Source organism: Bradyrhizobium sp. CCBAU 45321 (assembly GCF_028128975.1).
Classification (GTDB): domain Bacteria; phylum Pseudomonadota; class Alphaproteobacteria; order Rhizobiales; family Xanthobacteraceae; genus Bradyrhizobium; species Bradyrhizobium yuanmingense.
The window spans coordinates 68,464-90,634 of the sequence record NZ_LFKZ01000123.1; the positions used below are offsets into that span (position 1 = coordinate 68,464).

The window sequence follows — 22,171 nt, forward strand, 5'->3', positions numbered from 1 at the left end:
CACTTCGGCGTGATTTGATTGATGGCTGCGGGATGTTGCTTGATCCAGATCAAGCCTTCGCGGCGACGTGGCGGCGCCTATGACCCGATGGAATGTTCGCGACAGCCCATTTTTCCGACATGAGTACCATGGACCTCGCAGCCGGCGCGATCCGCCGCGATGAGACGGTCGGGATCGTCCTGCTGCTCGCCTTTGCCGGCGGCTATATCGATGCCTATACCTGGATCATCCACGGTGTGATGGCGAACGCCCAGACGGCCAATCTGATCTTCCTCTGGGTCTATGCGATGGCCGGCAACTGGACTAAGGCCTTGCACTTTGTGCCACCGATCCTGGCTTTCGCGATCGGAATCGTGCTTGCAGCCTGGCTGCGCCGCGTAGCGGACGAGCGGGCCAGCGCGATCAGCACGTTGATCGAGATCCTGCTCTTGATAGCGATCGGCATCCTGCATAATCGGTTGCCCGATCTGGCCGGCACGCTCGGTATTTCCGCCGTGGCGGCGATGCAGGCCGCGATGTTCGTCAAGGTCGAAGGCACTGTGTGCAGCACGGTGATGATCACCGGCAATATGCGTCAGGCGATCGAGAATGTCTTCGCAGTCGCAGCAGGCGGTGCGCCGTTGGGAGCGCTGCGCCGCTCCGGCATCTTCTTCGCATTGTGCGCCGTGTTCGGCTTCGGTGCCGCCGCCGGTGCCTTTGCGACCAAGAGCATCCCCGATCTCGCGTTGGGCCTGCCCGTGGTGGCGCTGTTGATTGTGCTGCTGCGCTGCGAGGCGTTCCGTTCGGAGGAGGGGCGATGAACCGGCCATCCGCCCCGACCTGGACGCGATTCTTTCCACCGGCCGAATGGCTCGCGGCCTACCGACGCGAATGGCTGCCCTCCGACGCGATCGCCGGCATCACGCTCGCCGCCTACGCCATTCCGGTCTCGCTCGCCTATGCCGCGCTCGCGGGCCTGCCGCCGCAGATCGGCGTCTATGGTTACATGCTCGGGGGCATCGGCTATGCCTTGTTTGGGGCGTCGCGCCAGCTCGCGATCGGCCCGACCTCGGCGATCTCCCTGATGATCGCCGGAACCGTCGGCGCCCTTGCGGGAGGCGATGCGGTCCGCTATGCGCAGATCGCAAGCCTTACGGCCTTTGCAGTGGCCGTGCTGTGCTTCATTGCCTGGCTGTTCAAGCTTAGCGTGCTGGTGCGCCTCGTCAGTGACAGCATCCTGGTCGGCTTCAAGGCGGGGGCAGGGCTCACCATCATCATGAGCCAGTTGCCGAGCCTGCTCGGCATCGCTGGCGGCGGCCACAATTTCTTCGATCGCGCCATCAAGCTGTCCGGGCAGCTCGGCGGCATCGATCTGCTTGTGCTGGGCATCGGCGCGATCGCGCTGCTGCTGCTTCTGCTTGGCGAACGGCTTCTGCCGGGAAAACCCGTCGGCATCACCGTCGTTGCACTCGCGATCGCATCGGCAACGCTCCTGGGCTTGCCCGCCCTCGGTGTGCCCGTCACCGGGAAGATACCGGAAGGGCTGCCGACGCTGGGACCCCCGACATTCGGGCTGCTGGAATTCGACGACCTGTTCCCGCTCGCGGCAGGCTGCGTGCTGCTTGCCTATATCGAAGGCGTATCAGCGGCGCGCAGCTTTGCCGCCAAGCACGGTTATGCGCTCGACGTTAGACAGGAGTTCCTGGGGCTGGGCGCGGCGAACCTCGCCGCCGCCTTCGGCCATGGCTATCCCGTCGCGGGCGGTCTGTCGCAATCGGCCGTCAACGACAATGCCGGCGCACGGACGCCGCTGGCGCTGGTGATCTGCTCGGTGGCGCTCGGGCTGTGCCTGCTGTTCTTCACGGGGCTGCTGACCAACCTGCCCAAGGCGGTGCTCGCGGCGATCGTCATCGCCGCCGTCTACAGGCTGGTCGACGTCCGGGCGCTGCTGCGAATGTGGCAGGTCAGCCGGATCGATTTCTACGCAGCGGCGATTGCGCTGATCTCCGTTTTGTTGCTCGGCATCCTCCAGGGCGTTCTGCTGGCGTCGATCGCCTCGATCTTCCTGTTGTTGGCGCGGGCCTCGCAGCCGAATGTCGCGTTCCTCGGCCGCCTGCCCGGCAGCGGCCGTTATTCGGATAGCGCCAGACATGAGGGCATCGAGCCGCTGGTCGGGATCATCGCTTTCCGGCCCGAAGCCTCGCTGCTCTACATCAATGCCGAGACGATCCTGGAAACCGTCCTGACTGCGCTCCGGAGGTCGCCCGGCGTCCGGCTGGTCGCCTGCGACCTCTCGGCGTCGCCCTATATCGATCTGGCCGGTGCGCGCATGCTGCGTGATCTCTACGACGAGCTTGCGTCACGCAGGGTGACCTTCTGCATCGTCGGCGCTCATGCGCAGCTCCGCGACCTCCTGCGCGCCGAAGGGCTCGCAGACAAGACCGACAGCGGCCAGTGGCTGCGGTCGCTCGACAGCCTGCTCGGCGATGATCAGACGAGCGTCGCCCAACGAAGGGGCTGACGTTTTCGTGTTGCGCTGCGAACGGCATGGCGACGGCTCGCAGGAATGCACGTGACCGTTGACTTGGATCAATGGAGCGAGCCGCGCCGCACCCACGATCCCGCATCACCTTCGGTAAAGGATCGGGAGAGAGAGATGTCCAAAGACGCCAAGCCCGCACAGAAGCGTATCGACCAGTTCTTTTCGGGCCCGGGCGCGCGGGCAGACGACTGGCGCGAGCTTGTGGAAGCAGCAAAGACCTGGGCGCGCGTGGGCAATCGCGCAGCCTATGACGCGGCACTGGCCGATCTTTCGATCACCGAAGAATTTCACGGCTATCCCGGTCCGCACCTCATGGCGGCGCTGCGGGAAGCAGCAGTCGCCGGCGATGGCGCGTCATCGTTCGCCCTTGCGACGCGAATTGCCCAGGCACTGGCGACACGATCCTTCCGCCAGCATGCCGGCGACTGGAGCGCCAAGGATGACGGCGATGGCGATGCGCCCGAACTGGTGCCGCCGGCCTTTGGCGCGCACAGCGCGCGCAGGCCGTATTTCGAGACCCTGATCGTCACCGGCGTATCATCGAGCCAGTGGCCGGCACTGGCTACTGAATGGCGCAAGCTGCGGCGCCCGGTCGATGCCTTCGTGTACGAACCTGTCATCGTCGGCAGCCTGGAGGACGCCTTCTGCGCGACGATGCTCAATCCGAACATTGGAGCCGTCATCATCAACGAGGGCTTTGGCCTGCGTTCGCGCCACGATGCGCCGGTGTTGCGCTCGATCATGGCCTCGGCCGGTCTCATCGACGAAACCGACGCCTCGGCGCTGCGGCTCGCCCAGATCATCAAGCGCGTCAGGCCCGAGCTCGACCTTTACATGATCTCGAACCGGGACGTGGAGGAGCTCGCAGGCAATCCCGAGGCGGATGTGGTCCGCCGCATCTTCTATTCCGTTGAAGAGCTGCTGGAGCTGCATCTGTCGATCCTGGAAGGCATCCAGGATCGCTACGACACGCCGTTCTTCGACAATCTCAAGAAATACGCCCAGCGTCCGATCGGCACCTTCCATGCGCTGCCGATCGCGCGCGGTAAGTCGATCTTCAAGTCCGACTGGATCCGGGACATGGGCGAGTTCTACGGCCCGAACCTGTTCCTGGCCGAGAGCAGCGCCACCACCGGCGGTCTCGACAGCATGTTGGAGCCGACCGGCAACGTCAAGAAGGCGCAGGAGAAGGCGGCGAGGGCGCTGGGCGCCGACCGCGTCTTCTTCGTCACCAACGGCACCTCGACATCGAACAAGATGGCGGTGCAGGCGCTGCTCGCGCCCGGCGACATCGCGATCGTCGACCGCAATTGCCACAAGTCGCATCACTACGGCATGGTGCTGGCCGGCGCGCAGCCGCTCTACGTCGAAGCCTTCCCGATGACGGAATATTCGATGTACGGCGCGGTGCCGCTGAAGACCATCAAGCAGGCGCTGCTGGGCGCCAAGGCCGACGGCCGGCTCGACCGCGTCAAGATGGTCGACCTGACCAACTGCACCTTCGACGGCCACATCTACAACACAAGGCGGGTGATGGAGGAATGCCTCGCCATCAAGCCCGATCTGATCTTCCTCTGGGACGAAGCCTGGTTCGGCTTCGCGCGGTTCTCGCCGTTCCTGCGCCGCCGTACCGGACTTGGCGCCGCCAACGAGATCGAGGCATGGATGCGCCATCCCAAGTCGGTCGAGGCCTATGAGAAGCAGCAGGCCGAGCTCGGCAAGAACCCGTCCGACGAGATGCTGCTCAAGACCCGGCTGATCCCGGATCCCAGACAGATCCGGCTGCGCGTCTACCAGACCAACTCGACTCACAAGTCGATGTCGGCGATCCGCCAGGGCTCGATGCTCTCGGTCAAGGACGTCGAATTCCACACGGTCGAGCAGCAGTTCAAGGAGGCGGTGTTCACCCACGCCTCGACCAGTCCGAACCAGCAGCTGATCGCGAGCCTCGACATCTCGCGGCGGCAGATGGAGCTGGAGGGCTATGGCCTGGTCGCCAATGCCATCGAGATCGCGTTCGCGATCCGCCAGGCAGTCAATAACAATCCGCTGATCTCGAAATATTTCCGCATCCTCGGGGCCGACACCATGGTGCCGGCGCAGTACCGCCAGAGCGGCTTCACCGACTTCCTCGCCCCCGGCGTCAACTGGGCGAGTACACTGAAGAGCCTAGACGAGGACGAGTTCTGCCTCGACCCGACCCGCATGACGCTGGTGTGCGGCATGGCCGGCTATGATGGGACGCAGTTCAAGGGCATTCTCGCCAACGAGTACAACATCCAGGTCAACAAGACCTCACGCAACTCGGTCCTGGTCCAGTCCAACATCAACAACACCCGCAGCGACGTCGCCCATCTCGTCCGCGTGCTCGCCGAGATCGCGGGCGAGATCGACCGCGGCCTTGCCCAGGGCGGTGCCAATGCGCGGAAGACCTTCGAGGCACGGGTGACGAGCCTGATGAAGGACGTGCCGGACCTGCCGAATTTCTCGCATTTCCACCCGAGCTTTCGCGGCGATGCCGGCACCAAGACCAATGAAGGCGACATCCGCAGCGGCTTCTACGCGGCCTATGACGTCGCCGGCTGCGAGCACCTCCGCCTCAATGATCCCGAGATCGACGGGCGGCTGAAGGCCGGGCCCGAACTCGTCTCGGCCAATTTCGTGATCCCGTATCCGCCGGGCTTCCCGATCATGGTGCCCGGCCAGGTCATCACGCAGGAGACCATCGACTTCATGCGCAAGCTCGATGTGAAGGAGATCCACGGTTACGACGCCAAGGAAGGCTTGAAGCTCGTGCGCACCGAGGCATTGGCCAAGCTCGGCCGGCCAAAGCCCGGCGCGCAAACGAAGCTCAAGGCCGCATCCTAGGGCTTGGAGGGGACCAATATGCAGTCATTTTTCCAGTTCCTGCAGCAGTATCCATATCTGCTGCTGTTCTTCGTCGTCGGTCTCGCCGTTTATATCGGCCGGGCCAGCATCAAGGGCTATGGCCTCGGCATGGTCGCCGGTGCCATCGTGGTCGGCGCGGGCATCTCGGTCTGGGCATCCAGCTATGGCGTGAAGCTGGAGTTGAACAACTTCGCCAAGAGCCTGTTCTACTATCTCTTCATGTACGGCGTCGGCCTGCGCGTAGGTCCGTCCTTCGTCAACAGCCTGCGGGGCGACGGGATCAAATTCTTGTTCCTCGCGGTGGTGTCGAGTGTGATCGGCCTGACCCTTGTCGTGCTTGGAGCGAAGCTCTTCGCGCTCCCGCCCGGTGCGGCCGGCGGCATGCTTGCGGGCTCTCAGACCATGTCGGCGGCGATCGGTTCGGCCGAGCAGGCCGTCACGTCGGGAGTCGTGAAACTGCCTGCCGGGATGAAGCCCGAGGATGCCTCCGGCATGATCGCTTTGTCCTACGGCATTACCTACATTTGGGGCACCGTCGGCATCATCCTGATCTGCAAATACCTGCCGCGCTGGTGGGGCGTCGATGCCAAGGCCGCCGCCAAGAAGTATGAGCAGGAGTTCGGCGTCAAAGATCTCGAAGGCGGCGCCCTGACCGGCTACCGTCAGTTCGGCCTGCGGGCCTATCGGCTCGAAAATCCCGCGACGGTCGGAATGAGTATTGCCAAGTTCCGCTCGATGAATCCGGAATACCGGATCGTCAATGTGGGACGTAACGGCGAGCCGCAGGGTGCTGATCCCGAGCTCGTGCTGCAGAAGGGCGATATCGTCGCGCTGGGCGGATCGACCGAGCATCTGACTGAGAAGATGGGCCTGATTGGTCCGGAGGTCGCCGATGCCAAGACGCTCGGTATACCCATGGACCAGGCCGAAATCGTCGTCTTCAATAAGGACGTGGTCGGGCGGACCTTCGAGTCCTTCCGCGACACGGCCATCGCCGGCCAGCTGCAGGTGACCAAGGTCGAGCGGGGCGGGGTGCAGATCCCGGCCGGTCTCAAGACCAAGCTGGAGCGCATGGACATCGTCTCGGTGGTCGGCCTCAAGTCGGCGGTCAACGAGCTCGGCGAGATGTGGGGCCGCATCGCGCGCGCCAACACCTCGACCGATCTGCTGACCCTGTCGGTCGGCATGATCATCGGCTTCCTGATCGGCATGATCGAATTCCCCGCCTTCGGTGCCAAGGTCGGTCTCGGCAATGCCGGCGGGCTGTTGCTGTCCGGCGTGATCGTGTCCTCGGTCGTGTCGCGGCTGCGCTTCTTCGGCAATACGCCGAACGCGGCACGAAACGTGCTCGAGGATCTCGGCCTCGTCGTGTTCGTCGCGATCGTCGGGGTCAATGCCGGCGCCGGCCTGTTGGCTCAGCTCACCGGCGCGCTCGCGCTCAAGATCTTCATCGTCGGCTTCATCGCGTGCACGATCCCGCCGTTCATCGTCTGGGCGATCGGATACCACGTCTTCAAGATCAACCCGGCGGTGCTGATGGGCGGCGTTGCCGGCGCGCGCTCGCATTCCGGCCCGTGCCGCGAGGCCGCGGTCGAGATCCAGAGCTCCGTGCCCTGGATCGGATTCCCGGTCGGCTATGCCGTCTCGGGCATCCTTCTCACCATCTTCGGCTACTTCGCGATGATCCTGGCTCAATAAGGGGGAAGACACGTCATGAGAAAATTGTCCTTCGGCGCCGTCCTGGTCGCTTCGCTCGCCGCCGTTTCTGGCTTCAGCACGTCCGCGCGTGCCGACACCGGTCAGGTCGCGGTCGTCTTCACCAAGGGTGGCTTCATCGTCGGCGCCGGTGGCGGTGAGGGCGTTCTGGTCTACCGGGGCAAGAAATACCCATTCACGGTGTCTGGCATGAGCGTGGGCCTCACCATCGGAGCGTCGACCACGAAGTTCGTCGGCCGCGCGCTCAATCTGAAGGGGCCGGCGTCGATCGAAGGCTCTTATGCCGTGGGAGGAGCGGGCGGGGCAATCGCCGCAGGTGCCGGCGCCGTTCAGTTGCAAAACAGCAATGGCGTGATCCTCCAGCTCAGCGGCCCGCGGGTCGGCGCGGAAGTATCGGCTGCCGTCGGTGGCGTCACGATCCGCCTGAAATCGAGTTGAAGGGGTCGTATGGTTATTGAGCGATCGACGGCAGCATCGGGCCCCTAAAGCATGATCCGGAAAAGTGTGTAGCGGTTTTCCGAATAGAACATGCTCAGACAACAACCTAAAGCGCGATGACGATTCTTCCCAATCGCGTCGCGCTTTAGCGGCCCGATGCTGCTCAATAGCGCTGCGCGACGAAACTCATTTTCTTGAGGCTGGCCTGGTCGTTGTAGCGTCCCTTGTCGGAGCGCTTCGGCAGCGTGATCTTGTCCTTCTTGATGCGCTGGTAGGGGATGGCGCCTAGAATGTGGGCGATGCAGTTCAGCCGCGCCCTTCGTTTGTCGTCGGAGCGGACGATGTGCCAGGGCGCATCCTTCGTGCTGGTCTTCTTCAGCATCAGGTCGCGCGCGCGCGAATAGTCGTACCAGCGACGGAAGGATTCCAGGTCCATCGGGCTGAGCTTCCACTGCCGGACCGGGTCGTCGATGCGGGCCTTGAAACGGCGCTCCTGCTCGTCCATGCCGACCTCGAGCCAGATCTTGATCAGGATGATGCCGCCGTCGATGACGTATTTCTCCATCTGCGGGCACAGGTTGAGGAAACGCTCGTGCTCGGCGGGGGTGCAGAAGCCCATGACGTACTCGACACCGGCGCGGTTGTACCAGCTCCGGTCGAAGATCACGATCTCGCCGCCGGCCGGAAACCTCTCCATATAGCGCTGGAAGAACAACTGCGTCTTCTCGCGGTCGGACGGCGCGGGCAGGGCGACGACCCGGAACACGCGCGGGCTGACCTTCTCGGTGATCGCCTTGATCGTGCCGCCTTTGCCGGCAGCGTCCCGACCCTCGAACAGGACGATGACGCGGAGCTTGTTTTCCCGCACGTAGTCCTGGAGATGGCACAGCTCGACCTGGAGCTTCTCGAGCTCCTTCTCGTAATCCTTCCGCTTCATCCGCTCTGCAGGGCCGTCCTTCGCCATGCCGATCCCACCTGTTGCTAATCGTCCCAGGAAATGGTCACGCCGATGTCGCCGGGCACGCCCCCGGGAAAATCGATGATCTGATAGGCGATGCGATAGCCGCGCGGCTTCAGATAGTCGGTCCAGAGCTGGAAGATTTCCTTGGGAATCCCCGTCAGGGTGTTCTCCCAGCCCTTTTCCATCTGATTGATGGCGCGGCCCTTGTCCGTGCACAGCGAGTTGGGGAAACGATAGACCAGCACTTCCGTGAGGCCGTTGCGCACCGCGCGCTGGATGACGGTCGAGGCGAGCTTGATCTTTTCCTCCTCGGTCTTTCCCGAGGGTTTGCTCAAGCGCTCGATCAAGGCATGCTTCTCCGCCTCGGCCGCGGCGGCAAGGCGTACATATTCCTCCGCCTTTTCGGCCTCCTTGAGGGCGGCTTCCTTACGAATCTGGGCAGCGCTGGGGATGAGATCGTCTAGGCCGGGCATGGGCGGCTCCTGGTGATTGCGCGATCAGCATGCTGCAGATGCTAGGTTGGCTCGGCTGCGGTTCCTTGACTCAAATCAAACAAATGCGAACATGCCCGACCACAGTGCCGCCCATGTACGTTTTAATCGGGAGAGACGTTTGAGCGAGCAGCTTCATCCGATGGCACCGCATCATCTGCCGTTCTATCTCGCACCGGGAAGCGGGACCGACACGCTGATGGTGGTGATGGGCGTATTCCTGATCGGCACCGTGCTCTGGATCGGCACGCTCTATTGGAAGCTGCACAGCCTGCCCGAGCGCATGGCGCACAAATCGCAGAAATTGCAGTTCGAGCTCGTTGCTGTGCTCGGCCTGATCTCGCTGTTCACGCACATGCACATCTTCTGGATCGCCGGCCTGCTCCTCGCGATGATCGATCTTCCGGATTTCGGCACGCCGCTGCGCAGCATTGCCGGATCGGTCGAGAAGATCGCCGACGCGACGCCGGCCTCCGATGCGGAGGAAGTCCAGGCCGAGGCAGCCGTCGCGCCGCCTCCTGCGGGCAAGCCGGGACCCGCCAAGGAGAAGGAGCGCAGTCATGCTTGAGCTGCTGATCTGCTCCCTCGTCACGATCCTGCCGGATTACCTCTACCGTCGCTACGCCCAGGGCAAGCGCTTCGGCAAGGAAATCACCTTCTTTTCAGTCTGGTACGAACTGCGCTGGGGCATCACGGCCTGCCTGATGCTCACGGTGTCGTTGATCACCATGATCTTCTACTTCCATCCGGCGACGTCGTCGGCGACACTGTACTTCCGCACCGTGCCGATCCTTCCCGAGGGCTCGGGCCGTGTTGCCGAGGTCAAGGTCCCCTTCAGCGCACCCGTCAAGCAGGGCGACGTGCTGTTCATCCTCGACAGCGCGAAGCAAAAGGCTGCGGTCGAAACCGCCAGGCGCAAGATTGCGGAGGTCGATGCCGCCGTGCAGACGGCGCAGGCCGATGTTGTCAAGGCCGAGGCGCAGCTCGGGGAGGCGAAGGCGAACTACCAGCAGGCCAAGGACGAGCTCGAGGTGAAGACCGAGCTGCAGCGCCGCAATCCCGGCATCGTTCCGCAGCGTGACATCGACAAGCTCCAGGTGCTGGTCGATCAGCGCCAGTCCGGCATCGATGCTGCAACGGCCGCGAAGCAATCGGCGTCCTTGCAGGTCTCCGTTCTGCTGCCGGCCCAAAAGGCCAGCGCAGAAGCCGCGCTCGATCAGGCTCAGGTCGACCTCGACAAGACTTATGTGCGTGCCGGCGTCGACGGACGGGTCGAGCAGTTCCTGGTTCGCCCCGGCGACGTCGTCAACCAGCTGATGCGCCCGGCCGGCGTTCTCGTTCCGGAGGGAGCGGGCCGCAAGGCGCTCCAGGCCGGTTTCGGCCAGATCGAGGCGCAGGTCATGAAGGAAGGCATGGTCGCGGAAGCGACCTGCATCTCCAAGCCATGGGTGATCATCCCGATGGTGATCACGACGGTGCAGGACTATATCGCGGCCGGACAGTTCCGCACCGGCGAGCAGCTCATCGATCCGCAGAACGCGGTCCGTCCCGGCACCATCCTGGTGTTTCTGGAGCCGCTTTACAAGGGCGGTCTCGACGGTGTCACGCCGGGCTCGAGCTGCGTGGTCAATGCCTACACCAGCAATCACGAGGAGATCTCGGCCAAGGACACCCCGACCAGCCGGAAGATCGCGTTGCATGTCGTGGATGGCGTCGGCCTCGTCCATGCGCTGCTGCTGCGGATCCAGGCGCTGTTGCTGCCGATCCAGACGCTCGTGCTGAGCGGCGGGCATTGAACTTACCCGGGGCACACCAGCAGGCGCAAGAAACGATCATGCTGCAGTCCGGGACTGTCCGCATGGGGCGATCCGGGCTAGAATTGACTGGCAAGCAGCTGCGGTAACCTGCGAGTGTCTAGCATGAGCGGGGGCGCGTCCATCGTCCGGCTGAAGCTGCGGCTCGCGGCCGCGTTGCTCTGTCTCGGCCTGCTCATGGCCGAGTGCCTGTCGTCCGGGCAAGCCGGTGCCCTCGAGCGGACCCGGCGAGGCGAGCTCAAGCGCGTGCTGTTGCTGCATTCCTTCGGCCGGGAGTTTCGGCCGTGGAGCGACTATGCGCGTGACATCAAGGCCGAGCTCGAGCGGCAATCGCCCTGGCCACTCGATATCCAGGAGCACGCGCTACTCACCGCGCGCTTCAACAATCCTGGTCCCGAGGCGCCCTTCGTCGAGTATCTGCACTCGCTGTACCACGGCGCGACGCCCGACATCGTCGTGAGCATCGGCGCGCCTGCAGCCCGGTTCGCGCAGAAATACCGCGCCAGGCTGTTCCCCGATGCGCCACTGATTCTATCTGCAGTCGAGGATCGGCTAATCGATCGCGCCGATCTCGGCGACAACGATGTCGTCGTGGCCGTCCGCAACGATTTCGTCGCGGCCTTCGATAACATTCTTCAGGTTCTGCCTGATACCAAATCGGTTGCGATCGTCATCGGTGCCTCGCCACTCGAGAGGTTTTGGACGGAGGAGCTGAAGCGGGAGCTGAAGCCTCTCGCGGAGCGGATCGAACTCGTCTGGTACTCGGATTTGTCCTTCGAGGAGATCCTGAAGCGCTCGTCAAAGCTGCCGTCCCACACCGCGCTGTTTTGGGGGCTGATGTCCGTCGATTCGGCCGGGGTGGTCTATGAGAACGACTGGGCCCTGCGCAAACTGCATGCCGTCGCGAACGCCCCGATCTTTTCTTACCAGGAGCCGTTTTTCGGCGAGGGCGCAGTCGGGGGACCGATGCACTTGGTTCGGGAAACGACGTCGCGGACCGTCAGCGCCGCGATCGGTATCCTCGGCGGCGCGAAACCTTCGAGCATCACATATGTGCCGACCGCCTTCGCTGCGCCGCGTTACGATTGGCGGGAGTTGCAGCGCTGGGGCATCAGCGAGAGTCGTCTGCCGCCGGGAAGCGCAATCCTGTTTCGCGAGCCGAGCATCTGGCAGCGCTATCACTGGCAGATGCTGATGATCGCGGCCGTGTTCCTGGTCCAGGCCGGGCTCATCAGCGGGCTCCTGCACGAGCGACGCCGCCGGCAGGTTGCCGAAGTTGAATCGCGCCATCGGCTGACGGAACTCGCCCACGTCAACCGCTACTCGGCCGTTGGCGAGCTGACGACCTCGATCGCGCATGAATTGAACCAGCCACTCGGATCGATCCTGACCAATGCCGAAACGGCAGAGCTCATGCTCAAGGCTGCCCAGCCGGATCTGGTCGAGATCCAGCAGATCCTCGCCGACATCAGACGGGACGACCAACGGGCGAGCGAGGTGATCCGCAGGCTGCGCAGCATCCTGAAAAAGGTCCCGTTCGAGATCAAGACCATCGAGCTCAACGATACGGTGCGCGAAGCAATCGATCTCGTGAAGGCCCTCGCTCAGGGGCGCCGGATCACGTTGAGCTATGTGCCGGCCCTGGCCGGCCTTCACGTCAAGGGAGATCCGGTCCAGCTTCAGCAGGTCATTCTCAACCTGATCATCAACGCAATGGATGCGATTTCCGATGCGGACGCCGGAAAGCGGGAGGTCAGCGTGTCGACGCTCAGCACCGGCAATCAGGCCGAGATCAGGATCGCCGACACCGGGCCCGGAATACCCGCCTCCGATCTCGCAAGTCTGTTTGATCCGTTCTTCACGACCAAACCGCACGGCATGGGCATGGGCCTCGCGATCGCCAGAACCATCGTCGAGGCCCATCACGGCACAATCGCCGCGGCGAACCAGCCTGCGGGCGGCGCGCTGTTCACGATCAGGCTTCCGACCGCTCGCTGAGCGGGCGGTATCTTGATCTTGATCAAACATCACGACGCTGAAGCCGTTCTCTCTCAGTCGCATGACAAGTACGACGGGCGAGCGTGAGGCGTATGAGACGTCGTGACTTCATGAGGCTGGTTGGTGCTGCCGCTGCATTGCCGGTCCTGGCGAAAGCCCAGGACCGAATGCCCGCCGTCGGCGTGCTGACGGGCAATGTCGCTGGTGATCCCGGGGCGCAAATGCGCGTGGATGCCTTTCAGCAGGGTCTCACCGATCGAGGCTGGGTCGCCAACCAGAACTACCGCCTGGAGGTGCGCTGGCCGGGCCCCGATCCGGCGCGCCAGAAGTTGGAGGCGCTCGAGCTCGTCGCCGCGGCGCCGGACGTGCTGTTCTCGACCAGTACGGGATCAACACGGGCGCTGCGCGATGCAACGCAGCGCATTCCGATCGTCTTCGTGGGGCTTTCCGATCCGGTAGGGACGGGGCTTGTCGCCAATCTGGCCCGGCCGGCCGGAAATCTGACCGGCTTTTCGCTCTATGAGCATTCGATGAGCGGGAAGTGGCTCGGCCTCTTGAAGGACATGGTGCCGGGAATGAGCCATGCGGCCCTGCTGTTCAATCCGGAATCGGCACCCTACGGACCGTTCTATGTTCAAGCGGCGCACCAGATGGAAGGCCGTCTCGGCCTCAAGATTGCCGGTGCGAGCGTTCGCAGCGGTCCGGAGATCGCGGGAGTGATCGAGACGGCGGCGCGCACAGGCGGCGGCCTCGTCGTGCTGCCGGATGGCGGCTTCTTCGGAACCCACAGCACGATGGCCATTGCATTGCTGGCGCAGCGGCGCGTGCCCGCCATCTTCGCAGTCCGCTTCTACGCGTCGAATGGCGGACTGATGTCGTATGGTGCAGATCTCACCCAGCAATTTCGTGATGGCGCCGGCTATGTCGACCGCCTCCTGCGAGGTGCCGATATCAGCACTCTCCCGGTGCAATTTGCCACCAGGTTTGAGCTCGTCATCAACATGAAGACCGCCACGGCCCTCGGCCTGACGGTGCCGAACCGGCTTCTGCTGGATGCCGAGCTGATCGAATGATAATTCGATCTTTGCGCTGCAGCAGCCGCGATGACCCGTTTCGTTGATCTCGATCAACAAATGCCTGCGCCCCGGCTTGATCCTTCCGCACTGAAGTCCGAGGGAGGATGTGATGTTTCGTTGCGGCAAGATCCTGATGGCGCTGGCGCTCTTGATGTCGACCTCGGTCGCTGCGACGGCGCAGATCACAACGACACCTGCAGCGCCGACGACGCAGGCGCAGCCTGCCAGTCCGCCTGCGCCGACGGCCGAGCTCTTGAAGCCCGAGCAGCTCGAGGCCCTCGTCGCACCGATCGCGCTTTATCCCGACGAGTTGCTCGCCAATGTACTGGCCGCCTCCACCTATCCGCTGGAAGTGGTGCAGGCCGACCGCTGGCTGAAGGAGCGCAAGGGCCTGAAGGGCGATGCGCTGAAGACGGAAGTGGAGAAGCAGGGCTGGGATGACAGCGTCAAGGCACTGGCCAGCACCGCCGATGTCCTCGTGATGATGAGCGATCAGCTCGACTGGACCAAGAAGCTCGGCGATGCGTTCCTCGCGCAGCAGCCCGACGTGATGGACGCGATCCAGCGTCTGCGCAACAAGGCCTATGACAACAAGAAGCTCGTCACCACCAAGCAGCAGAAGGTCAGCGTCCAGTCTCAGGAAGGCAAGCAGGTCGTCGTCATCCAGCAGGCCGATCCCGCGGCGATGTACGTGCCGTATTACGACCCGGCGACCGTCTACGGCAGCTGGCCCTATGCGGAGTATCCGCCGTATTACTGGGGCTACCCGTCCTATATCGGCGCCGGCGTGGTTGCGGCCGGCATCGCCTTCGGCACGGCCTGGGCGATCGGACGCTGGGGCAATTACTGGGGCGGCGGCTGCAACTGGGGTAACCGCAACGTCTATGTCAACCATCGCACCACGAACATCGGCAATGGCTGGCAGCACAATCCGGCGCATCGCGGCGGTGTCCGCTACAACAACAGCAATGTTCAGCAGCGCTTCGGCAACAACAATCTGAAGTCCGGCGTGTCGGACCGGATGGATTTCCGCGGCCGCGACGGCAACCAGGTGCTGCGTCCCGACCAGGGTGCCGGGGACCGGGCGGGAGATCGTGCGGGTGATCGCGGCGGTCCAGGAGATCGCGCTGGGGATCGCGCAGGTGATCGCGCCGGCAATCGTGGCGACCGTCCGGGCGCGGGCGATCGCCCCAGCGCAGGGACGCGCGACCGGCCCGGCGGCGGCGATCGTGCCGGTGCCGGTGATCGTGCCAAGGGCGCGACCAAGGGTGGCGGCGATCGCGCCAAGGCTGCGAACCGCGCCGGCGGCGGTGCGGCCAATCGCGGCGGCGGCAATCGTGGCGGTGCCATGAACGTCTCCTCCGGCCGCTCGGCTGCCGCAGCATCCGCACGCGGCCGTGCCAGCATGGCGAGCATGCCGCGCGGTGGCGGCGGCGGACCAAGCTTTGCCGGGCGCGGCGGCGGTGGCGGAATGGCGATGCGTGGCGGCGGAGGCGGCTTCCGTGGCGGTGGCGGCGGCGGCCGGCGCTCGGATATCGCGCTCAAGCATGACATCGTCCTGCTCGGACACCTCTCGAACGGCCTTGGCTATTATCGCTTCAGCTATATCGGCACCGATAAGGCCTATGTCGGCGTGATGGCGCAGGAGGTCGAGCAGGCGATGCCCGCTGCCGTGACCCGCGGCAGCGACGGCTATCTGCGCGTCCACTACGAAAAACTCGGCCTGACGTTCCGCACCTATCGCGACTGGCTCGCCGGCGGCGCGAAGATTCCTGCGGAGGTGATGCCATGACCGGTCTGAGATCGTTTAGCCGTGCGCTGATGCCCGGCGTCCTCGTGCTCGCGCTGCTCGGATCGGCCTCTCTCGCGCAGGAATCCTACAAGACACCGGAAGAGGCCGCGTCTGCCCTTGCCGCCGCGGTCAAGAGCGGCCCGAAAGACATCTTGAAAGTGCTCGGCAGGAATGCGGAGGACATCGTGTCGTCCGGTGACGAGGTTGCCGACAACGACATTCGGGCGCGCTTCACTGCGATGTACGACGCCAAGCACGGCATCAAGGCGGAGGGTAACAAGACTGCTACCTTGATGCTCGGGCCGGACGACTTCCCGTTTCCAATTCCGCTGGTCAACACCAGGACGGGCTGGGCGTTTGACACCGACGAGGGACGCATCGAGGTGCTGCGCCGTCGCATCGGCCGCAACGAGCTCGACGCGATCCAGACCGCGCTCGCCTTCGTCGACGCGCAAAACGAATATGCGGAAAAGGACCGCGGCGAAGGCGTCGGCGTCTACGCGCAGCGCATCGTCTCCTCGCCCGGCAAGAAGGACGGCCTGTTCTGGCGCGACGACAGCGACCCGAGTCCGCTCGGCGCGCTCGCGGCCGAAGCCTCGAAGGAGGGCTATCGCGGCGGCGATGTAGGCCCTGCACCTTATCACGGCTATTACTTCCGAATCCTCAAAGGGCAGGGGCGGGACGCACCCGGTGGTGCGCTCAACTACGTCGTCAAGGGCAAGATGATCGGCGGCTTCGCCCTGATCGCCTGGCCCGCGGAATACGGCAATTCGGGCGTGATGACCTTCTTGGTCAATCATGACGGCGTCGTCTATCAGAAGGATCTCGGCAAGCGCACGGCGTTCATCGCCGAGCGCACAACATTGTTCGATCCCGACGAGACCTGGAAGAAGGTCGATGCCGCAAAACCCTGAGCCGCGCGTGCGCGCATTTCGCCTGATCGCGCTGCTCCTGCTCGCGCTCGGGCTGACCCTGCCGGCGGCGCCGTCCTTCGCGCAGGCCACCGGTCAGGTCAGAGTGAAGATCGTCAAAGCGGGAGTCCTGGCCGGCGGTGGCGTGGGCAGCGGCGTGTTGACGTACCGGGGCAAGACCTATCCCTTCAAGGTCAGCGGCGTGAGCTTGGGCATCACGGTCGGTGCAACTGTCGGCCGCCTCGACGGCTGGGCATCCGGCATCCGGGAGGTCAGTGACTTCGCCGGCAACTACAGCTCCGTCGGCGGCGGCTTTGCGCTGGTCGGCGGCGCCAACGGTGTGCACCTCCGCAACGAAAAGGGCGTCACGATGGTGCTGCAAGGCCCGAAGGCGGGGCTCGAGTTGGCGGCCAATATCAGTCGGATCACGATCGCTTTGAGGTGAGGCTCAGGCCGCTCGCGCGATCAAAGCAAGAGCGACAGGCGCACGGTTCTCGGATCGTCACTCCGCGCAGGCTTGAAGCCCGCCTTCGCGAACACGGTTCGCATGGCTCCGTTGTCGGATAGAACCTCGGCCACGAGCTCTCGTAGACCTTGCGCGCGCGCAATCTCCGTCAGATGCTTCAACAACAGCGAGCCCACGCCGCGACCTTGCCAGGCATCCACCACGACGAAGGCCATCTCGGCCTGGCCGGGCTCGATGACGACATACCGGCCGCCGCCGACAATGGTGTATCGCCCCTGTTCTTCGGCGAGAGCGGCCAGCGCGACGTGATTGCTGAAATCCACGTCCATGAAGAAGGCGCGCTCCTTCTCGGAGAAATGCCGTTTCAAAACGAAGAACCGGTTCTGCAGCGACTGCGGTCCTGTACGCGCGACGGCGGCGAGCATGTCCGCCTCGTCGCTGGCGCGAAGCGCGCGGACCTGGATCGGGGTGCTGTCCTTCAGCACGGTTTGCACGCTGTAAGTTGCAGCTTGGGACATTGTCGATGTCGCTCTTTCAAAACCGCCCGGCCGGGTCTCTTGCCCTATAATGCAGGATAGACGCCTCCGAAGCGTGCAGATCATCTTGACCTAGATCAACGTTCGTCCTCGCTCAGCGCCGTCAATTGGCCAAGGCGACGGAGAGGTCGAGAACATGTCCATGCACAAGATGCAAATTCCGGGCGGTCCCATGTCGGGGCTGGTCGCCTCGGCAGTCGAATACCTCGTCGATGCGGGACAGCGCAGTATCCTGTTCCTGGATATCATGCGCCGGCGCGGGGACCAGTACAGGGAGCACCTCGCGCAAACCGCCCCGCATGTTCTGCAATATGCGGCGGAGTTGATCATCGACGGGCGCCAGCTCGCCGAACCCGTCAATTACGCGCTGGTGCGCATCGTTCCGCCCGCCAACGTCGAGATCGACATGAACCGGCGGCCGTTCGTCGTGGTCGATCCGCGTGCGGGCCACGGCCCCGGCATCGGCGGCTTCAAGGCCGACAGCGAGATCGGGGTGGCGATGAAGGCAGGCCATCCCTGCTATTTCATCGGCTTCCTGCCGGACCCGATGCCCGGTCAGACCATCGAGCGCATCGCGCGTGCCGAAGCCATCTTCATCGAAAAGGTCATGAGCCTTCACCCGGATGCCGACGGCAAGCCCTGCGTGATAGGCAATTGCCAGGCCGGATGGGCCGTCATGATCCTGGCCTCGCTACGTCCCGAGCTATTCGGCCCGCTGATCATCGCCGGCGCGCCGCTGGCCTATTGGGCCGGCGTGCATGGAAAATATCCGATGCGCTACTCGGGCGGGCTGTTGGGCGGAAGCTGGTTGACGGCCCTGACCTCCGATCTCGGCGCCGGCAAGTTCGATGGTGCTTGGCTGGTGCAGAACTTCGAGAACCAGAACCCGTCGAATACGCTCTGGACCAAGCAATACAACGTCTATTCCAAGGTCGACACCGAGGCGGATCGTTATCTCGAATTCGAGCGTTGGTGGGGCGGCCACGTCAACCTGAACGCCGAGGAGATCCAATTCATCGTCGATGAGCTGTTCGTCGGCAACAACCTCGCGGCCGGCAACATCGAAATGTCCGATGGCCGGAAGGTCGACCTTCGCAACATCAGATCCCCGATCGTGGTGTTCTGCTCGGAGGGCGACAACATCACGCCGCCGCAGCAGGCGCTGCATTGGATCCTCGATTGCTATGCCGATGTCGATGAGATCAGGGCCTATGGCCAGACCATCGTCTACACCGTGCACCAGAACATCGGCCATCTCGGCATCTTCGTCTCGGGCGGCGTTGCCAAGAAGGAGCACGCGGAATTTTCCAGCAACATCGACCTCATCGACGTTCTGCCGCCCGGACTCTATGAAGCGACTTTCGAGGCGAAGGATGAGGAAACCGCAAGTTCGGATCTGGTCGTCGGCCAGTGGGTGATGCGCTGCGAAGCGCGGACGCTCGACGACATCCGCGCCATGGGCGGCAATTCGCCTGAGGACGAGCGACGCTTTGCCACCGCCAAACGAATCTCGGAAATCAACCTGGCGGCCTATCGAAAATTCGTCCAGCCATGGCTCAAGCGCATGGTGACGCCACAGATGGCCGAATGGGCTCACAACATGCATCCGCTGCGGCTGCAATACGAGCTGTTCAGCAGCCAGAATCCTTTCATGGCGACGGTGAAATCATTGGCCGAGAAGGCCGCCGAGAAGCGCAAGCCGGTCGCTGCGGACAATCCGTTCCTGGCGTTCCAGGAGCAGATCTCGAAGCAGGTCGTTCACGCCCTCGACAGCTGGCGCGATTCACAGGAGGCGCTCAGCGAAGCGATGTTCCTCAGCGTCTACGGATCCCCGGCGCTCCAGGCGGCGGTCGGGATCGATCCGACGTCCACGCCGTCGCGTCGGCGTGAGATGTCCGCCGAGCATCGCACCATGCTCGAGAAGCGCATTGCCGAGCTGAAGTCGCGGATCGGTGAGGGCGGCCTCCGTGAAGCGGCGTTGCGCGCTTTGCTCTATGTCGGCTCGGCACGGGGGATGGTGGACGAACGCAGCATCGAGGCTCTGCGCCGGGTCCGCCGGGATCATGGCGGCGCACGCATGTCTCTTGCCGAGTTCAAGATGCTGGTACGCGAGCAGTTCTTCATGCTGCTGCTCGACCGGGAAGGGGCGCTCGCTGCAATCCCGAAATTGCTGCCTGACGACATGAACGTTCGCCGCGCAGCATTCGAGGCGATCGAGCAGGTGCTGTCGGCCAGTGCGGATGTCACCGGCGAGCGCGCAAACCGGCTGCGGCAGATCGCTGGCCTGTTTGGCCTCGACTCCGCGGAAGGTACCGAAAGGGCGTCGAACGTTGCCCCTTTCGATCCCAAGGCGAAGGCGTCGTAGCGCGAGTTGCAAGGATCGGGAGCGACATCATGTCAGCAGATGCGACGGCCACGCAGTCTCCCAGCAAGTATGATCGTCTGATCGCCGCTGCCAAGGCAATCCCGCCGACGCCGACCGTCGTGGTGCATCCCTGCGATGAGACATCCTTGCGCGGCGCTGTCGACAGCGCGTCTGCCGGCATCATCCGGCCGCTCCTGGTCGGACCGGAGCGGAAGATCCGGGATACGGCTGGCACGTTCGGCCTGGACATCTCGGGTTATGAGATCGTGGATGCCGCGCACAGCGACGATGCCGCGGCGAAGGGTGTCGAATTGATCCATGCCGCGCAGGGCGAATTGCTCATGAAGGGCAGCCTGCACACCGACGAGCTGATGCGGGCCGTCACGGCCAAGGTCGGGGGGCTGCGCACCGATCGGCGCATCAGCCACGTTTTCGTCATGGATGTGCCGGCCTACGCCGAGACGATCTTCGTCACTGACGCCGCCATCAACATCTTCCCAGATCTGGACGCCAAGCGGGACATCATTCAGAACGCGATCGACCTCTACAATCAGGCGGGCTTCGGCAAGTTGCCGCGGGTGGCCATCCTCTCCGCAGTCGAAACGGTCACCTCGAAAATTCCGTCCACGATCGAGGCCGCGGCGCTCTGCAAGATGGCGGATCGCGGCCAGATCACGGGCGGCGTGCTCGACGGGCCGCTGGCGTTCGACAACGCGATCGACCTCGAATCCGCGCGGATCAAGGGCATCAAGTCCGAGGTGGCCGGCCGCGCTCAGATCCTGGTCGTGCCCGACCTCGAAGCGGGCAACATGTTGGCCAAGAACCTCGCCTATTTCGCCAAGGCCGACGGCGCCGGCATTGTGCTCGGCGCGCGCGTCCCCGTCGTCCTGACCTCGCGTGCGGACAGCCCAAGAGCACGGATGGCGTCCTGCGCAGTTGCTGCACTTTATGCTCACGCGCGGCGCCAGAAGGCGCCGACAGTCGCGGCGTGACCGCCATGGACAGCATCCTCGTCGTCAACGCCGGCTCCTCGAGCGTCAAGTTCCAGGTCTTTGCGGTCGAGGGTGAGGGCGTTCTGCGCCGCCTGATCAAGGGGCAGGTGGACGGCATCGGCAGCCGTCCGCGCTTGCGGGCGAGCAGGGCAGGCAATGATCCCATGGCGGACCGGGCCTATCCGATCGAGACCATTCCGGACGTGCCGGCGGCGATGCAAGTCGCGGGGGAATGGCTGCGGAACGAGGCGCGCATCCATCCGTTGGCGGTCGGGCATCGCGTCGTCCATGGCGGGCCGGATTATGAGCGGCCAATCGTCGTCGATCATGGCGTGGTGGCACGGCTGGAACGCTTCGTCACGTTGGCGCCGCTACATCAGCCGCACAATCTGGCGCCGATCCGCTCGATCCTCGCCAATTTCCCGACGATACCCCAGGTCGCTTGCTTCGACACCGCGTTTCACCGCACGCACGGTCCGCTGGCCGATCATTACGCCATCCCTTACCAGCTTCACACCGAAGGTGTGCGACGCTACGGCTTTCACGGGCTCTCCTATGAATACATCTCCAGGGCCCTGCCGCAGATCGCGCCAGACATCGCAAAGCGCCGGGTGATTGTCGCGCATCTCGGCAGTGGTGCGTCGATGTGTGCGATGAAAAATGGGTTGAGCGTCGAGAGCACGATGGGATTTACCGCGCTCGATGGGCTGCCGATGGGCACGCGCCCGGGCCAGCTCGATCCCGGGGTCGTGCTGTATCTATTGTCCGAGAAGGGGATGACGCCATCGAAGGTGCAGGATTTCCTCTATCGCGATTGCGGATTGAAGGGGCTTTCCGGGCTCAGCAACGACATGCGCGAGCTGGAGGCGAGCCTTGATCCGCAAGCGAAACTGGCGGTGGACTATTTCGTCTATCGCATCGGCCTCAACGCCGGCATGCTGGCGGCGGCGCTGCAGGGTATCGATGCCTTCGTCTTCACCGCCGGCATCGGCGAGAACTCGAGCGGCATCCGCGCGCGTGTGGCGGAGCAGCTCGGCTGGCTTGGCGTGACACTCGACCCGGCCGAGAACACGCGCCATTCGCGGCTGATATCGGCAAAGGCGAGTCTCATTCCGGTCTACGTCGTCCCGACCGACGAGGAGCTCATGATTGCGCAGCACACGCTGACGCTGTTGATGAACGGTCAACCCCAGACATGAGAGGGT

Annotated in this window: 18 protein-coding genes; 15 read left to right on the top strand and 3 right to left on the bottom strand. The window is 63.9% G+C overall.

Going from position 1 to position 22,171, the window contains the following annotated elements; genetic code table 11:
* Window positions 1-119 precede the first annotated feature (119 nt).
* The 5 genes from ACM43_RS19480 (at window position 120) to ACM43_RS19500 (ending at window position 7,564) form a co-directional block, all read left to right on the top strand.
* Window positions 120-800 (top strand): YoaK family protein, encoded by a 681-nt coding sequence (locus tag ACM43_RS19480; protein ID WP_271542294.1) that lies wholly within the window; start codon window positions 120-122, stop codon window positions 798-800.
* Window positions 797-2,500: a SulP family inorganic anion transporter gene (locus ACM43_RS19485; protein ID WP_271542166.1), complete on the top strand. Its 1,704-nt coding sequence runs from the start codon at window positions 797-799 to the stop codon at window positions 2,498-2,500. The genes ACM43_RS19480 and ACM43_RS19485 overlap by 4 nt, the downstream gene beginning before the upstream one ends.
* A gap of 135 nt (window positions 2,501-2,635) precedes the next feature.
* Window positions 2,636-5,389, top strand: coding sequence for a decarboxylase (locus ACM43_RS19490; RefSeq protein ID WP_271542167.1), 2,754 nt, complete (start codon window positions 2,636-2,638; stop codon window positions 5,387-5,389).
* An 18-nt stretch (window positions 5,390-5,407) separates the two neighbouring features.
* Window positions 5,408-7,108, top strand: a complete 1,701-nt coding sequence (locus tag ACM43_RS19495; protein WP_271542168.1) for an aspartate:alanine exchanger family transporter — start codon at window positions 5,408-5,410, stop codon at window positions 7,106-7,108.
* A 15-nt stretch (window positions 7,109-7,123) separates the two neighbouring features.
* Window positions 7,124-7,564, top strand: coding sequence for a hypothetical protein (locus ACM43_RS19500; RefSeq protein ID WP_271542169.1), 441 nt, complete (start codon window positions 7,124-7,126; stop codon window positions 7,562-7,564).
* Between the two features lie 163 nt (window positions 7,565-7,727).
* Here the strand turns inward: ACM43_RS19500 and ppk2 are convergent, their stop codons facing one another.
* Both ppk2 and ACM43_RS19510 read right to left on the bottom strand, forming a co-directional pair.
* The gene (ppk2, locus tag ACM43_RS19505) at window positions 7,728-8,528 is read right to left on the bottom strand and encodes a polyphosphate kinase 2 (RefSeq protein ID WP_157284331.1); all 801 of its coding nucleotides are present in this window, start codon (window positions 8,526-8,528) and stop codon (window positions 7,728-7,730) included.
* Between the two features lie 17 nt (window positions 8,529-8,545).
* The gene (locus tag ACM43_RS19510; RefSeq protein WP_271542170.1) at window positions 8,546-8,998 is read right to left on the bottom strand and encodes a hypothetical protein; all 453 of its coding nucleotides are present in this window, start codon (window positions 8,996-8,998) and stop codon (window positions 8,546-8,548) included.
* Between the two features lie 160 nt (window positions 8,999-9,158).
* Here ACM43_RS19510 and ACM43_RS19515 point away from each other — a divergent pair, with 160 nt between their 5' ends.
* The 7 genes from ACM43_RS19515 (at window position 9,159) to ACM43_RS19545 (ending at window position 17,052) form a co-directional block, all read left to right on the top strand.
* On the top strand, window positions 9,159-9,584 hold the full coding sequence (locus ACM43_RS19515; RefSeq protein ID WP_271542296.1) for a hypothetical protein: 426 nt from the start codon (window positions 9,159-9,161) through the stop codon (window positions 9,582-9,584).
* Complete coding sequence (locus ACM43_RS19520) at window positions 9,577-10,812, top strand: HlyD family secretion protein (RefSeq protein ID WP_271542171.1); 1,236 nt, start codon at window positions 9,577-9,579, stop codon at window positions 10,810-10,812. The genes ACM43_RS19515 and ACM43_RS19520 overlap by 8 nt, the downstream gene beginning before the upstream one ends.
* A gap of 123 nt (window positions 10,813-10,935) precedes the next feature.
* Complete coding sequence (locus ACM43_RS19525) at window positions 10,936-12,828, top strand: sensor histidine kinase (protein ID WP_271542172.1); 1,893 nt, start codon at window positions 10,936-10,938, stop codon at window positions 12,826-12,828.
* Between the two features lie 92 nt (window positions 12,829-12,920).
* Window positions 12,921-13,901, top strand: coding sequence for an ABC transporter substrate-binding protein (locus ACM43_RS19530; protein WP_271542173.1), 981 nt, complete (start codon window positions 12,921-12,923; stop codon window positions 13,899-13,901).
* Window positions 13,902-14,013: 112 nt separating this feature from the next.
* Entirely contained in the window at window positions 14,014-15,696 is a 1,683-nt protein-coding gene (locus ACM43_RS19535; RefSeq protein WP_271542174.1) for a DUF3300 domain-containing protein, read from the top strand.
* Window positions 15,693-16,610, top strand: a complete 918-nt coding sequence (locus tag ACM43_RS19540; RefSeq protein ID WP_271542175.1) for a DUF2950 domain-containing protein — start codon at window positions 15,693-15,695, stop codon at window positions 16,608-16,610. Before ACM43_RS19535 ends, ACM43_RS19540 begins: the two co-directional genes overlap by 4 nt.
* A complete protein-coding gene (locus tag ACM43_RS19545) occupies window positions 16,594-17,052 on the top strand; it encodes a hypothetical protein (protein ID WP_271542176.1) in 459 nt (152 codons plus the stop codon). Before ACM43_RS19540 ends, ACM43_RS19545 begins: the two co-directional genes overlap by 17 nt.
* Before the next feature lie 20 nt (window positions 17,053-17,072).
* Here ACM43_RS19545 and ACM43_RS19550 read toward each other — a convergent pair whose 3' ends face one another.
* Window positions 17,073-17,591 carry a GNAT family N-acetyltransferase gene (locus ACM43_RS19550; protein WP_333919458.1) on the bottom strand — a complete coding sequence of 173 codons (519 nt, stop codon included), beginning with the start codon at window positions 17,589-17,591 and terminating at the stop codon, window positions 17,073-17,075.
* A 154-nt stretch (window positions 17,592-17,745) separates the two neighbouring features.
* Here ACM43_RS19550 and ACM43_RS19555 point away from each other — a divergent pair, with 154 nt between their 5' ends.
* From ACM43_RS19555 to ACM43_RS19565, 3 genes are read left to right on the top strand one after another with little or no spacing between them, the layout of a single operon-like run.
* The gene (locus ACM43_RS19555) at window positions 17,746-19,974 is read left to right on the top strand and encodes a DUF3141 domain-containing protein (RefSeq protein ID WP_271542178.1); all 2,229 of its coding nucleotides are present in this window, start codon (window positions 17,746-17,748) and stop codon (window positions 19,972-19,974) included.
* A 29-nt stretch (window positions 19,975-20,003) separates the two neighbouring features.
* The gene (locus ACM43_RS19560; protein WP_157284353.1) at window positions 20,004-20,966 is read left to right on the top strand and encodes a phosphate acetyltransferase; all 963 of its coding nucleotides are present in this window, start codon (window positions 20,004-20,006) and stop codon (window positions 20,964-20,966) included.
* 5 nt (window positions 20,967-20,971) lie between these two features.
* Complete coding sequence (locus ACM43_RS19565; RefSeq protein WP_271542179.1) at window positions 20,972-22,165, top strand: acetate/propionate family kinase; 1,194 nt, start codon at window positions 20,972-20,974, stop codon at window positions 22,163-22,165.
* Window positions 22,166-22,171: the final 6 nt, after the last annotated feature.